Source organism: Nitrospira calida (assembly GCF_976986435.1).
This window is the reverse complement of sequence record NZ_OZ335950.1, coordinates 2,552,574-2,566,210: the sequence shown is the minus strand read 5'-3', so window position 1 is coordinate 2,566,210 and position 13,637 is coordinate 2,552,574. Positions and strand designations below refer to the sequence as shown.

The window sequence follows — 13,637 nt, the reverse complement described above, 5'->3', positions numbered from 1 at the left end:
GGCTGACTAGAATCGCGCACGCAATGCAAGTCCAATGTCACCCAACGCGCCAAGCGGCGCCTTGCGTTGGGCGACTTACCGATCAGGGTTGTGGGGCAGGGGTTCATGTCCGTCCGGAGTCTCGGTCGGAGGGCGTCGACTTGGTGACGAATCGGACTCAGGTCATCTTCTTCGATGCGGCCGGGACGTTGTTTCATGTCAAGGGCTCGGTGGCCGAGATCTATCTCCGGTACGCGGAACGATACGGAGTGAAACGGACGGACGAGACGCTTGCCGCTGTGAAGGCTGCTTTCGCGCGGGCGTTTCAGGAGGCGCCGCCGCCTGTGTTTGCCGCTGCCGATCCCGCGGCGATCAAACAATGCGAGCGGATGTGGTGGTTCGATATCGTCCACAACGTGTTTTACCGGGTGGGGATGTTCGAAGGATTCGATGACTACTTTGATGAGGTCTTTCAGGCCTTCGATGGTCCGGAGTGTTGGACCCTCTACCCGGAGACGCTCGGCGTGCTCAAAGCCTTGAAAGGGCTCGGGTACGAATTAGGGATCGTGTCCAATTGTGATTCGCGTCTGTTCAATGTGTTGAGAGGGTTGGGGATCGCCGATTTGTTCGATACGGTGACGATTTCGAGCCTTGCCCGTGCAGCCAAGCCCGCGCCGGAAATTTTCCGCGTCGCGCTGGACAAGCATGCGGCTGATCCGGAGGAGGCGCTGCATGTCGGGGACAGTTTGCGGGACGATGTCGAAGGAGCTAGGCGAGCAGGTATGACCGGCGTGCTGCTCGAGCGGGAATCAGGATCGACCGCGCACCAGGTGCCTACGATTCGGAGCCTCGACGAACTGCTTGCGCTCGTAGAAAATTAGAGCAATTCGGGAACAACTTCGCTTGCTCGCCCTCGCAGACTGACGTCCACCAGGCTCGAATTCGGTGTGGCATCCAAGTTGATTTCGACGATGAACGCGCCTGCTTGCTTTGCGACCGGCGCAAAGGAGGCAGCCGGGTAGACGATTCCCGAGGTTCCAATAATCAAGAGAACCTCGCACTGCTGAAGCGCCGCGAAGCTTCTCGCCAAGTCTTCGGCCGCCAGAGTTTCGCCGAACCAGACGATATGCGGACGCAGTAAGCCGCCACAGCCAGCGCAAGAAGGAAGAATCGGGATGGGTACATCCCGGTTTTCCGTGACAGCGCCGCACCGTGTGCATCGGACTTTCCAGATATCGCCGTGGATTTCAGACAGCTTGCGGGAGCCAGCTGCGCGATGCAAACCGTCCACGTTCTGAGTGATGAGCCAGAACCGCGGGAATCGCCGTTCCATCTCGGCCAATGTGTAATGGGCAGGGTTAGGATGCTTGGTCGCGATCAGTTCCCGCCGCCAGTTGTACCACTCCCAGACCAGACGGGGGTCGCGCGCGAAGGCTTCCGGGGTGGCAAGATCTTCTGCCTTGAAGTTCCGCCAGAGACCGTCGGCGCCGCGGAATGTGGGCACGCCGCTGTCCGCGGAGATGCCGGCACCGGTGAGCACGGTGACCGAACCCGTCGTAGCCAGGCGAGCTTTCACTTCGCAGATCTTCGAAGCACAGGACGCCATGCGGCGTATTATACGTCACTTTTTCGCATGGAATCGGACATGTTATAGTGGCCGTGGCGATCGGCCGTCGGTACTCAGCCAGGATTGCTCAGCGGGTTTCCCGCACGCGTGCCGCCGATGGGTGAGTGCGGGCGGCCGTATGCGGAGGGGGACAGGGAGACATGGAACAGATCATGATGGTGGGAGCCGGAGCGGTCGGCGGATTTTTCGGCGCTCATCTGGCGAAAACTCATTCGAGCGTGTCCTTTCTCTTGCGGCCGAGGACGCTGGAAGCCGTGAAGGCGCGCGGCCTGACGATTCGAAGCGCCGCCGGGACCTTCACGGTCAACCCCGTGGCCGCGTCGGATCCCCGAGTGCTACCGAGACCTGATCTGGTGATCCTTGCTGTGAAGGCTTACGACCTGGACGAAGCGATGAATCAACTCGCGCCTGTCCTCGCAGAGCGAACGGTGCTGCTCACCCTCCAGAACGGGGTCGAGGCGGAAGATCGGATCCTCCGGCGCCTGGGACGGGACTGTGTCGTGGGCGGGGTCGCTTTCATTTATGCGAAGATCGCCGAGCCGGGTGTTATCGAACACTACAAGAAAGGCGCCCTCGCGATCGGGGAGCTGATGGGGCACAGGAGCCAGCGGGTCCTTCGGATTGCGGAGTTGTTCACCCAGGCCGGCATTCCCTGCCGGATCGTGGAGGACATTCGGCGGAGCAAATGGGAAAAGATGTGCTGGAACTGCGTCTTCAATCCGTTGACCGTTGTCCTCAATGATCGCGTGGCGAAGGCACTGGACCATCCGGAAATGCTCAACGTGATCCGTCAGATCGTGGGAGAAGTCGCCGCGGTCTCAGCAGGCTGCAAGGTGCCGTTGGCTCCGGATATAGCGGAGCAGGTGGTGAAATGGACGCAGGAGCTACGGGACATCCATACGTCCATGTACGACGATTGGAAAGCTGGCCGGCGGACGGAGATCGAATATTTGAACGGATACGTGGCGCGTCGAGGTCGGGAGTTGGGCATCCCCACCCCGCTCAACGAAGCTTTGACGGCAATGATCAAGACCATCACGGAAGAGGAAAGGATTGGGCCGGACGTGTTGCGGATCGACGGCGCGGTTCTTCAACCTGTGACGCTGGACCGGGCGGCGTTGACGGCGTTGCCGGCCGAGCATCAGGTCTGCGATCTCAGCACGCTGTTGCCGGGGGTCAAAGGGAAGGGGATCAGGGTGAAAGGTCTCCTCGAGGTGCCGGCGCTGGACGTGGATGCCGATCACGTGACGTTCCATGCTCAAGACGGTCAGTTCGCCGTGAGCCTAACACTCGCACAAGCGAGCGAGCACGGGGTGCTCGTGTATGAGATGGATGGAGCCCCACTCCCGGCGTCGAAAGGAGGGCCTTTCCGCCTTCTGGCGCCGGGGTTGGGCGATCTCTGCGCCAATGTAAAAGGGGTGGTCCGTATCGAAGTGACCCGGGGCCCGGGAAAAGATACGCGGCCGTTGGTGAAGCGGCATTGCTAATTCTTCCTCAACTTTCTCCCCTAACAACGACCGGATCGTTCCGATTGTCCAAATCACGGTTTCTTTCTGGCCTCCAGTGCCACAAACGACTGTATTTGGAAATTTACTCGCCTGAACTGGCGACCGAGCCGGATGAGGCGACCCGGGCGATCCTCGACAGAGGTCAAGAACTCGGCATCTTGGCACGACGTCGTTTCCTGGGCGGAGTCCTTATTGCAGCAGACCATCGCCATATGGGAGAGGCTCTTTCGCGGACCGCCAAATGGCTAGGCGATCCGGCCGTTCCGGCGATTTTCGAGGCCGCCGTCCAGTTCGAGGACGTGCTTATTCGCGCGGATGTTTTGGAACGGCTGGCCGGCGATCCATCCGGTCCTGCCGCCTGGCGGCTGATCGAAGTCAAATCTTCCTCCAGGGTGAAGGATGTCCATGTCGATGATCTGGCCATTCAAGCGTTCGTATTAAGAGGGGCAGGTATTCGCCTGCTGGAGACCTGCCTGATGCATGTGAATACTCGCTATCTCTACGAAGGGGGCGAGATCGATCTCGCCCAACTGTTTCTCGTGCAAGATCTCACGGAACAGGTCGAGAGCCGGCTCGGCGCCGTCCCCGATCGGTTGGCCGAAATGCGCGCCATGCTGCGTTCATCCGTTGCCCCGGCGATCGAGCCGGACGGGCATTGCCATACGCCGTACGAGTGTCCGTTCTGGCGGCACTGCACGCAGAGCAAGCCCGCCCGCTGGATCTTTTACTTGCCTGGCGGAGAACGGACGGTTCACACACTCGCCCGGAAAAGGATTGAGACCATCGACGACATTCCGGAAGAATTCACGCTGTCATCGTTGCAGCGCCGCGTGAAGGACAACGTGGAGTGGGTGAGCCCGGCTCTCAAGACGGCGCTCGAGACCGTGCGGTATCCGGTGCATCATTTGGACTTCGAGACATTCATGCCGGCTGTCCCGAAATATCCCCGGACGAGACCCTATCAGGCCATCCCGGTCCAATGGTCCGATCACATCGAGACCGAAGATGGGCATGTTCTACATCATGAGTTTCTCAGCCTGGAGCCGAACGATCCTCGCGAAGAACTGGCTGTTACGCTCCTGGATTCGTTGGGACGAGAGGGCAGTATCTGCGTGTATTCCGGTTATGAGCGGGCGGTGTTGGAGCAACTGGCGGAGGCAGTTCCGGCCTTGCGACCAGACATCGAACGCGTGATCGCTCGTCTGTGGGATCTGCTCGATGTCATCAAAAACCACTACTATCATCCGGGGTTCCAAGGCTCCTTTTCCATCAAGACCGTGTTGCCCGCGGTTGTACCGGCGTTTGGCTACGAGGATTTGGAGGTGCGGGACGGGCAGATGGCGGCCCAGGCGTATGAACGGATGGTTTTTGTGGAGACCGATTGGGTGGAAAAGATGCGTCTACGGGATGCCTTGCTGCGCTACTGCGCTCGAGATACCTTGGCCATGCTGGAATTGAGAAAAGCGTTGCGGCGTAAGGAGCCGACGGGTGAGCCGTAACTGGCCTAGAAAGAGAATTCTCAAACTTAGCAGGCGAACCGACTGACCGGTCGGCCGCAGGAACGAGGCCTTCGGATCAAGCCCTTCGGGGCGAGCCCCGTCAGGAAGGAACAGCCCAACGGCGTTGTTGAATGCATAAAGTGCGGTTTGGCGGAGAGGGTGGGATTCGAACCCACGGTCCCTTGCGGGACAACGGTTTTCGAGACCGCCCGATTCGGCCACTCTCGCACCTCTCCACCTGCCAATAAGTCATTATATTACAAATACTTCCAATGCGGCACCCTCAGGATCTCGCGATGACCTCCGAAGCCCTGTTGTGAAAAGCGTTGTGAAATAATTCCCCGATCCGGCGCACAGCTTCAATCTTATGACTGGGCCCGACATGCGCGTACCGCTGGACCATGGACAGATCCGACCAGCCACCCAGTTCTTGTACGGTCCGCAAGTCCACTCCGGCCTGGACCAAGCGACTGGCAAAGGTGTGGCGGAGCGTGTGCAGGGATACCCCCGTGCCCGCAAGTCCCACCTGTCGGACCAATGTCCGGAACGGCTTCTCCATGCTCGCGTAGCGAGTGCCGTCGGGTTTGCCGAAGACATAGGGACCCTTAGCGCGCTGCTTGAGCGTGGTCACAGCTTCGAGGGCCCGCGCGTTCAGGGGCACGCTCCGGGTCTGTCCGTTTTTGGCGTAAGCCGCTTGGACGGTCAGGAGGCCCCGGCGAAAGTCTACGTCTTCCCACCGCAAGGGCAAGGCTTCCGCTTCAATCCGCAGGCCCGTGTTAATCCCCACGATAATGAGTTCTTTTAATGGAGAGCGAGCGGCCTCCACCAAGCGTTGCTCTTCTTCCGGCTCCAGAAACCGCAACCGCTGTTTGGGTTCCTTGAGCAATTGGACCTCGACGACGGGGTTCGCCCCCTCGTAGAGGCCTTGTCTGATGCAATAGTTGAACAGCGTCTTGAGCACAGCGAGTTCCCGGTTGCATCGGACGCGGGCGCCGGCCTGAATCCGTCGCTGCTTATGCTTTTCGATCAGGAACGGGGAAATCTCACTCAACCGCTTGCCATCGAAGGTCTCGGCCAGCCGCTGCAAACACTGCTTGTAGCCCCTCACGGTCCGCGGCCGGCGGTTGAGGTCGATCCAGCGCTCGAATGAGGCGCGCGCCTCCGCGAACGGCAGATCCTTGGCCGACTTCGTGATCCCGGCTTCTCCGCGCAGAATCTGCGCTCGCTTGACTTGGGCGAGTTCCGCCGCGACCGTGCGGCTGATGTGCCGTCCAAGCCGGACGACATGGCGCTGGCCGTCATGTCGGAAATCCAGATACCAGACGGTTCCTCGTTGATACAGTCCGGTCCCTTTCCGGGGCATGGCGCAGACCTCCTTTCTCGCAGGAGCGGGCGCTTATCGTACTCGAAGAGACGCCGAGCTGTCGAGCAGGAGTTCCGACGGACGGCACCCTGGCAACCTATCCAGGTAGGCCAAGAGTTCGGAGCGCAGAAAGATGATCCGTCGGCCGAGACGACGGAATGGGAGATGCCGGCGATCTACGCGTCGGCGAATGGCCTTCTCGGTGGTGCCGAGCAAGGCGGCACACTGCGCGATGCTCAGGACTTCGGTATCGGGAATCTTTCTCTCGGTCATAGGACTTCCTCCCACAGATCGTTCTGATCACCGTAATACCCCGCAGCCCTCAGGTACTCCCCTAGCTTCTCCTGTCTCCTCGCGTGGGGCTACCGTCTCCTGAGGAACGAACACACGAAAGCGTCTGTTCGCCGTGGAGCGACAGTCCGATGGCGCGAGGCGCCAGAGGGAGAGAGTCAAACGCGGAAGAGCCGCCGGCCGGCGATGAGCGGCGTGACGAGGAGCAAACGTTTGCTCAGCCGCAGGAGCCCTGGGCGAGCCAGGTTTCGAGCAGAGCGAGGCGCTGGCGCAATTGCGCGAGGCTGGCCTCGTGGATGCGGGTGCCCGTCCGGCGGGTGAGTTCCGCGTGGATGAGCTGATGCGCGAGGCCCCAGCGGCGTGCGACGGCGCCGACGAGGCGATGATGGCGGGTCCGGAGCTGCGCCCGCGCGTCGAAAGCCGGCCGGGCCGCCGGAACCGCGGCGGCAAGGCCGCCCGGCATGCCGGCGGGCGTGATGACGTCGTGAGTCCAGGCGAGCCCGCTCAGCGCGGTGAACGGGCTGGCGGCCGAGCCGGCCCGGTCCATGGAAGCAGCGGGCAGTGAAGAGGCGGCCGGCGGGAGCGGCGCAAGGGCGTGGCGGCGGGCCTGTTGCAGCTCCCGCGCGTGCGCGGTGAGCGTGGGATCGTTCGGCAGGTACAGCCAAGCGGGAGTGTGGGGCGTCTCGGCCGGGCGGCGGCGGACGAGCCGCCCGGCGACCTGGCGGAAATACAGGGCCGTGGTGACCGTGGTGGCGTAGACGCCGACGCGGAGGCGCGGCAGGTCCACGCCTTCGCTCACCATGTTCACGGCGACGAGCCATGGCCTCGTGCCACGGCTGAACTGCTCGAGGGCCGCCGATGCGGCCGGATCGTCGGAAATTGCCAGGGCCGGCTGCGTGCCGGTGAGCGAGGCCACGAGCTGAGCGATCGTCCGGGCATGGTCCTGCGTGCTGGCGATAATCAAGCCGCCGGCATCGGGATCCGTCCGGCGGACGGCCACGAGCCGCTCATGCGCGGCGGCGAGGACGGTGCTGAGCCACTCGGTGGAGAGGATGGCGGCGCGCAGGCGGTCGCGTTGGCGCGCGGTGCTGAGCGGGTCCTGAAACGACGCCGTGCGGATCGGGCCCTCGCCGCGCCGCCAGGACACGACGCCGCCGTAGGCCGGAAAGTAGAGCGGCCGGCACACCCCGTCGCGCAAGGCGTCCTCGTAGCCGTAGCGGAAATCCGGGCAACTGAGGCCGTCCGGGCCGTAGCAGACGAAGGGAATGCGGGCGGCGTCGGACCGGAAGGGCGTGCCGGACAGCGCGAGCCGGCGGGCCGCGGCGCCGAACGCCTGGGCGAGCGCGTCGCCCCAGGCCAGGCCGTCTGCCGCGTGGTGCAGCTCGTCGAAGATGACGCCGGTCGGCCGGCTGCGGACCAGCAGGGCGTAGGGACGCGGATCCGCCGCGATTTGCTGATAGGTCAGCACCACGCCGTGAAAATCCGGGCTGGTGTGGCCATCGGGGGCGTCGGGATCCAGGGCCAGTCCGGCCTGCACGGCGGCGTGGGCCCATTGGCGCCGCAAGTGCGCGGTCGGACAGACCACCACCACGCGCGCGGCGGCGCGGCCGGCGAGCCAATCCCGCGCGAGCGCGAGGGCCAGCTTCGTTTTCCCCGCGCCGGGCGTGGCTTCGCAGAGCCAATCCGGCGCGTTCTGCTCGTGATAGGCGGCGCGGGCGCGCCGCTGCCAGGGACGGAGCTCCATCCTGACCTGCACCTGCCGCTGGTGTACTACCTCCTATAGAACGCAGACCATCCGGTAGTGGCGGAGGCTCGGCCTCCGACACGAATCCCGCCGATTCCCCCGGTAGCGTGCTCGCACCGCGGGGTTCTCTCCCATTCATCCCTGTTGGCATTTTGAACGCCAACGTTCAGAGACGAGATCCGCGCGCCGGCTCGGCGTGCCGGACCGATGGTCTGCTGCCATCCACCATTCAAATCAAAGGAGGTTCACGCATGGGATGGTCCTTCACCGTCGGAGCTTCCCGCTCCGACATCATCCAGGAGCGCACTCGTTCCTGGTCGAACGGCGCTGTGAAGGCGGTCTGCCTCCGCCATGCCGTCCGAGGCAATGTCCTCTGGACGGTATGGGAGCAGACCTTCGCCGATGGGCGCACAGAGCGCTTCATCGGTTGCGACGTTCTCCATAAAGCGGAAGACGGGTGGGGGTACAAGGGCATGGAAGAGTTGATGGGTCCTTGTTACCACACGTGTCCGCTTGAGTATCTGGACCTGGTGCCGCCGGCGAACGAATCCTGGCGGGAGAAGGTCCGCACCTACCACGCGCGCCGGCAGGCACAACATCAGCTGAGCCGGTCGCTGAGCATCGGGGATCGGGTACGGCTGCATCCGAATACCGCGAGGATCGACGAAGCGGAGATAGTGTCTCTCAAGCCGCTGATCGTCGCGGGGTGTAGCCGGCGCTACCGCATCTCGCGGGCGCTGATCGCCGAGATCCTCCCGCGGAACTCATACGCGATGAACAACATCTAGAGAAAAGGAGGACATATGCTGGCGGAAGTGCTGCTCAAAGTCGCCGCCATGGAAGCGGCTGAACGCGAGGTCGCCTACCGGCCGCGGCCGTCCGCCGCCGGCCCGGAGGAATGCCCGCGGAAATTGGTCTACTTCGCGCGGGGCGTGCCGCGCGAGCCGTTGATGGACCGGATGGCAACCGTGCTCGACGACTCCGCGGTCCATGAAGACCTGACGGCGAAATGGATCGAGCAAAGCGGGTTCACCCTGCACGACCGGCAGCTGCGGGTGGAGATCGCCACGGTCACCCATCAGGGCCGTCCGTTTACGCTCGCCGGGTCGATCGATGGCCTGGTGACGGACCTCGCCGGACAGACCTGGCTGTGGGAACACAAGGCGCTCGCCGCGTTCTCGTGGGAACGCTATGCCCGCGGCGAAGAATGGCCATTGAACTATCTCACCCAGTGCGCACTCTACCTCACCGGGTTGCGGCGCGCGGGGTGGCCGGTGTCCGAGGCGCTCTTGCTGATGAAAAACAAAAATAGCTCCGACTACGTGGAGTTCAGGCTGGCCTATGACGCGGAGGCGGATGAACTCCGGGCCCTGGAACGGGTGATCGCCAGCACGGGTGAACGGGATGATCTGACCCGAAGGCCGGATGCGGTCTGGCGGCAGGTGCGGGCGGATGCCATCGCCCGCTTCGACACAATTGAAGCACACTGGGCGGCCGGTACCCTGCCGGACCGGCCCTATGTGGAGCCGCAAAACTTTCCGTGCGGATACTGTCCGTACCGCCAGCGCTGCTGGCAGGGCTGGACGCCGCGGCCGCTGGAGGGCCGGGTGCAGCTGTCCGCCGAGGACGTGGTGCTGGTCGCCGAATACGCGGCGCTGGCGGAGGAATTGCGGCCGAAGTACCGCCGCAAGGAGGAGCTGGGTGAGCAGATCAAGCTCCTCTTGAAGGCCAACGGCGCGCGGGAAGCCGTGGCGGACAGCGTGTTAGTCCGCCTGGAGCGGCGGATCCAGCAGCGGGTCGATCTGGATCTGGTCCCGGCGGACATCCGCGCGGCGGCCACCCGGCCCGTTGAACAGGACTACATCGTGCGACGTGCAGTTGCGTAGGTGACTGTTTTCACAGGAGAACTCCTGTAGGAAACCTGCCGTTCCTCCGGCAGTAGCCTAGGGGTGCAGGCGCATACGGTAACGGATGTGTCTGAAGCCATCCCGACAATGTAGCCCATTCCCAATTAGGGATGAAGTGGACCCCGTGAGGGGAACGCGGACTCGCGAGCATCACGCGGGAGGGCGCTAGGCTTGGGGAGCGAAGGTGAGCGAAAGCGAACCGGCGATAAATCCCGTTACCTGTAACAAGCCAAAGATGATGGCAGGGCAATTTGCTCTGGAGGCTCGAGCCAAAATGGCACGTGGGACGGTCCTGGCTTTGATGTATAGCCAGGCGAGGACAACGCACCCACCGGGAAATAGCTGGCACCTACCCTCCCCTGTCACATACGCGGAACACGGTAAACCCGTATCCCCGCCTAGGATCACCGAGGCAAGCGAACCGCAAGGAACGCCGATGGGGATGCGGGCAGAGGATGCAGGAGAAAGCGAAGGCCGCTCTGTAATGGAGCGGATAGGGATTGAGGGAGCACCCGACATCATCCCACGCGAAAGCGGGCTGACTTCCTGCGGGTCTCGCTTCGCGAGAGAGTTTGGCGAACCTTCAAAGGAGGCAATGCAAATGACAACTGAACCGGTTGGTGCGGCCTCCGGCCGTGAGGTGGATTGGCACCGGATTGACTGGGCCAAAGTCCATCGCACGACTCGAAGGCTGCAGATGCGGATCGCGAAGGCGGTTCGGGAAGGACGCTGGAACAAGGCGAAAGCCTTGCAATGGCTCCTGACCCACTCGTTCTCCGGCAAAGCCCTTGCCGTGAAACGAGTCACCGAAAACCAGGGCAAGAACACACCGGGCGTAGACGGGGAAACCTGGAACACCCCGGAGGCCAAAGCCAAAGCGGTGTTGTCGCTCAAGCGGCGCGGCTACAAGCCTCAGCCCTTAAGACGGGTGTACATCCCGAAAGCCAACGGAAAACTACGTCCACTGGGGATTCCGACGATGAAGGATCGAGCGATGCAGGCTCTTCACCTGCTTGCACTCGAACCCATCGCGGAAACCACCGCGGACCCAAACTCGTATGGCTTCCGGCCAGAACGAGCGAGCCGCGATGCGGCGGAACAATGCTTTCGAACATTGTCCCGACGAAATTCAGCTCAATGGGTCCTGGATGCGGACATTTCCGGATGCTTCGACAACATCAGTCATGACTGGTTGCTCGCCCGTATCCCCATGGACAGGGCGATCCTCCGATCGTGGCTCAAAGCGGGCTTCGTATGGCAAGGCCGCATGTTCCCCACGGAGGCAGGCACCCCACAAGGCGGTGTCATTTCTCCCGTGTTGGCGAACATGACCTTGGACGGACTGGAAACTCGGTTACGCGAACACTTTGATGTGCCACGTAGCCGAGCCAGAGCAACCAAGGTCCACCTGATTCGATATGCAGATGACTTCGTTGTCACCGGCGCGACACCTGAAGTGCTGGAAGAGACGAAGTTCGTAATCGAGGCCTTCCTGAAGGAACGGGGCCTGTTCCTCTCCCCAGAGAAGACCAAGATCGTGCATATCGAAGAAGGTTTCGATTTCCTCGGATGGAACGCGCGCAAGTACGATGGGAAATTTCTCATCAAACCTGCGAAGAAGAACATGCAAGCGTTCTTACGGACCATCCGGGGCATCATCAAAGCGGCCAAGACTGCGAAACAAGAAACGGTGATAGCGCAACTCAACCCTGTCATCCGGGGTTGGGCCACCTATCACCGGAACCAGGTGGCGAAGGCGACTTTTTACAAGGTCGATAGCATCATCTGGAAGCAGCTTTGGCAGTGGGCCTGCCGACGACATCCCAACAAACCGCTCCGCTGGATAAAGAACCGTTACTTTATCCGGCACAAAGAACGGAACTGGGTGTTTGGCACGAAGGTGGCTGAAGGCCGCAGGGAACGGATCGTCACGCTGGAGAAAGCCAGTGCGACCCCGATCCGGCGGCACATCAAGATCAAGAGTGAAGCCAACCCGTATGGCCCTCGGTGGACGCGCTATTTCATGGAACGACGAAGCCGGATCATGAAAGACGACCTCCGAGGTCAGACGTGGTTGCTCCGACTCTGGGAGATGCAGAACGGAACCTGTCCCAACTGTGGTGAGCCGATCACGAAGGAAACTGGGTGGCATGTCCATCACATCCTTCCCAAGGTTCACGGCGGCACGGACAAGTTGTCCAACCTGCAACTTCTCCACCCCAACTGCCATCGGCAAGTGCACAGCCGTGGAAACGGTGAACTGCCGGCTCCCGTCACAGGGGGCTTTGCAGAGGCTTGAGCCGGATGCGGGGAAACTCGCACGTCCGGTTCTGAGGGGGGAATGGCGCAGTAATGTGCCGCTCCTACCCGACAAAGTGCTGGCCCTGAACGCTGAGAGCAAGAAGGACAAGAAGGAGAAGGACAGATGACGCCATTCACCACGATCAAAGGCGTCTCCGAACGGCGGCGCCTCCCCCGGCTGGGGAAGATCCGGCTGGGCGTCAAGGTCTTGGCCCAATCGGGCCAGACCTATCCGGCGGAGGTTGACTATTTCGTCGTGCCGCCGGAGGTCGCCAAGGTCTACGGGCCGAAGCCCAAGGCTTTGGACGTGATGTTCCCGGTCCAGGACCGGGGCATCATCTTTCCCCAAGCCCTCAAGTGGTATGGGTCTGGGCGGGGGTTGAAATGCATCGGCGACGGCGAGCGTGCTATGCGCTTGAATGACGCCACGGGCGCCATGGAGCCGATGGACTGTCCGTGTCCGTTGCTCGACCAGGGGCACTGCGCCCGGCGGGCCCACCTGATGGTCATCCTCCCCAAGGTGAACATGGGCGGGGTCTATCAGATCGACATGGGGTCATACAACTCCATTGTCGATCTCAACTCCGGCCTTGACTATGTCGAGGCGCTGGTCGGGCGCATCGCCATGGTGCCCCTGGTGTTGACCAGGATCCCGCGGGAGACGTTTGGCGGCGGCCAGCGGCGGGTGCATTATCCGCTCCAGGTGACGCTCGCGACGAACGACATTGCCTGGATCAACCGACTCCGCACGGAGACGGCGGTGATCCTGGAGCGCCAGTCGGCGTTCGTCCTGCCGGCGCCGGCGGATGAGAATCCGGCCCTTGATGATGAGGCGGTGATCGTACCGGAAGGCGAGCTGCCGGAAGGGGCGGCGCAGGCGGCGCCGCCGACACCGCCGACTGCCCAGCCAAATACCGCGGAGCAACCGGCTGCGACCGCGGCAGGTTCGGCCGCGCGTCCGCCAATCCCGGCAGGGCCGCCGAGGCCGACCGCGACGCCGACGCCATCGGGTCCTCGGCCAGCCGCCTCGCCGGCGGGACGATCGCGGTCCTCGCCGAATGGGCAGGCGCCCAGCGCGTCGCCCGGCGCACCGAGCCCGGCGACCAATAAGCAACTGATGCTCATTCGCGCACTTGCTGAGGAGCGCGATTGCTGGGAGCAGTACGCCGACCGGGTGGCGGCGGGGCTGACCAAAACTCAGGCCAGCCGGCTGATCGAGGAAATCCTCAAGCGGCCGCGACCCACTCAACCGGCCGCGGTCGAGGAAGAAAGCTATATCTGACGAACAGCGGGGTGCGCCGAGGGGTGTCCTTGGCCGCCCCGCTGTTCTTTTTTTGAACAGATTCTGGGCCGTTCGGCCTTAGCCGGAAGAAGGGACGGTCCAGGATAGGCACCAAACGGTGCTCATCCTTCTGGGG

The 13,637-nt window shown here is 62.6% G+C and carries 11 protein-coding genes and 1 tRNA gene; 7 read left to right on the top strand and 5 right to left on the bottom strand.

Going from position 1 to position 13,637, the window contains the following annotated elements:
* Positions 1-143: 143 nt before the first annotated feature.
* Positions 144-860 carry an HAD-IA family hydrolase gene (locus ACWHTU_RS12690; protein ID WP_447859735.1) on the top strand — a complete coding sequence of 239 codons (717 nt, stop codon included), beginning with the start codon at positions 144-146 and terminating at the stop codon, positions 858-860.
* Here ACWHTU_RS12690 and ACWHTU_RS12685 read toward each other — a convergent pair.
* Positions 857-1,585, bottom strand: a complete 729-nt coding sequence (locus ACWHTU_RS12685) for an SIR2 family NAD-dependent protein deacylase (RefSeq protein WP_447859734.1) — start codon at positions 1,583-1,585, stop codon at positions 857-859. The two genes, ACWHTU_RS12690 and ACWHTU_RS12685, sit on opposite strands and share 4 nt — an antisense overlap.
* Before the next feature lie 161 nt (positions 1,586-1,746).
* Here ACWHTU_RS12685 and ACWHTU_RS12680 point away from each other — a divergent pair, with 161 nt between their 5' ends.
* Positions 1,747-3,093, top strand: a complete 1,347-nt coding sequence (locus tag ACWHTU_RS12680) for a 2-dehydropantoate 2-reductase (RefSeq protein ID WP_447859733.1) — start codon at positions 1,747-1,749, stop codon at positions 3,091-3,093.
* A gap of 44 nt (positions 3,094-3,137) precedes the next feature.
* Positions 3,138-4,613, top strand: a complete 1,476-nt coding sequence (locus ACWHTU_RS12675) for a DUF2779 domain-containing protein (RefSeq protein WP_447859732.1) — start codon at positions 3,138-3,140, stop codon at positions 4,611-4,613.
* A 148-nt stretch (positions 4,614-4,761) separates the two neighbouring features.
* Here ACWHTU_RS12675 and ACWHTU_RS12670 read toward each other — a convergent pair.
* The 4 genes from ACWHTU_RS12670 to ACWHTU_RS12655 all read right to left on the bottom strand — a co-directional run bounded on the left by ACWHTU_RS12670 (position 4,762) and on the right by ACWHTU_RS12655 (position 8,011).
* Positions 4,762-4,849 (bottom strand) — tRNA-Ser (locus tag ACWHTU_RS12670).
* 47 nt (positions 4,850-4,896) lie between these two features.
* On the bottom strand, positions 4,897-5,976 hold the full coding sequence (locus ACWHTU_RS12665) for a tyrosine-type recombinase/integrase (RefSeq protein WP_447859731.1): 1,080 nt from the start codon (positions 5,974-5,976) through the stop codon (positions 4,897-4,899).
* 33 nt (positions 5,977-6,009) lie between these two features.
* Positions 6,010-6,249 (bottom strand): helix-turn-helix domain-containing protein, encoded by a 240-nt coding sequence (locus tag ACWHTU_RS12660; protein WP_447859730.1) that lies wholly within the window; start codon positions 6,247-6,249, stop codon positions 6,010-6,012.
* 235 nt (positions 6,250-6,484) lie between these two features.
* The gene (locus ACWHTU_RS12655; protein WP_447859729.1) at positions 6,485-8,011 is read right to left on the bottom strand and encodes a DEAD/DEAH box helicase; all 1,527 of its coding nucleotides are present in this window, start codon (positions 8,009-8,011) and stop codon (positions 6,485-6,487) included.
* Between the two features lie 251 nt (positions 8,012-8,262).
* On the opposite strand from ACWHTU_RS12655, the gene ACWHTU_RS12650 reads away from it, so the two are divergent.
* From ACWHTU_RS12650 to ACWHTU_RS12635, 4 genes are all read left to right on the top strand, one after another.
* Positions 8,263-8,799: a hypothetical protein gene (locus ACWHTU_RS12650; RefSeq protein WP_447859728.1), complete on the top strand. Its 537-nt coding sequence runs from the start codon at positions 8,263-8,265 to the stop codon at positions 8,797-8,799.
* A 15-nt stretch (positions 8,800-8,814) separates the two neighbouring features.
* The gene (locus ACWHTU_RS12645; protein ID WP_447859727.1) at positions 8,815-9,897 is read left to right on the top strand and encodes a PD-(D/E)XK nuclease family protein; all 1,083 of its coding nucleotides are present in this window, start codon (positions 8,815-8,817) and stop codon (positions 9,895-9,897) included.
* 622 nt (positions 9,898-10,519) lie between these two features.
* Complete coding sequence (gene ltrA, locus ACWHTU_RS12640) at positions 10,520-12,217, top strand: group II intron reverse transcriptase/maturase (protein ID WP_447859726.1); 1,698 nt, start codon at positions 10,520-10,522, stop codon at positions 12,215-12,217.
* 126 nt (positions 12,218-12,343) lie between these two features.
* The gene (locus ACWHTU_RS12635; RefSeq protein ID WP_447859725.1) at positions 12,344-13,501 is read left to right on the top strand and encodes a recombination directionality factor; all 1,158 of its coding nucleotides are present in this window, start codon (positions 12,344-12,346) and stop codon (positions 13,499-13,501) included.
* Positions 13,502-13,637 lie beyond the last annotated feature (136 nt).

What these genes read in the sequence shown, in the direction of transcription:
- ACWHTU_RS12645 (WP_447859727.1), top strand. Translation starts at nt 8,815, where the DNA reads ATGCTGGCGGAAGTGCTGCTCAAAGTCGCCGCCATGGAAGCGGCTGAA.
- ACWHTU_RS12660 (WP_447859730.1), bottom strand. Translation starts at nt 6,249, where the DNA reads ATGACCGAGAGAAAGATTCCCGATACCGAAGTCCTGAGCATCGCGCAG.
- ACWHTU_RS12635 (WP_447859725.1), top strand. Translation starts at nt 12,344, where the DNA reads ATGACGCCATTCACCACGATCAAAGGCGTCTCCGAACGGCGGCGCCTC.
- ACWHTU_RS12665 (WP_447859731.1), bottom strand. Translation starts at nt 5,976, where the DNA reads ATGCCCCGGAAAGGGACCGGACTGTATCAACGAGGAACCGTCTGGTAT.
- ACWHTU_RS12650 (WP_447859728.1), top strand. Translation starts at nt 8,263, where the DNA reads ATGGGATGGTCCTTCACCGTCGGAGCTTCCCGCTCCGACATCATCCAG.
- ltrA (WP_447859726.1), top strand. Translation starts at nt 10,520, where the DNA reads ATGACAACTGAACCGGTTGGTGCGGCCTCCGGCCGTGAGGTGGATTGG.
- ACWHTU_RS12680 (WP_447859733.1), top strand. Translation starts at nt 1,747, where the DNA reads ATGGAACAGATCATGATGGTGGGAGCCGGAGCGGTCGGCGGATTTTTC.
- ACWHTU_RS12685 (WP_447859734.1), bottom strand. Translation starts at nt 1,585, where the DNA reads ATGGCGTCCTGTGCTTCGAAGATCTGCGAAGTGAAAGCTCGCCTGGCT.
- ACWHTU_RS12655 (WP_447859729.1), bottom strand. Translation starts at nt 8,011, where the DNA reads ATGGAGCTCCGTCCCTGGCAGCGGCGCGCCCGCGCCGCCTATCACGAG.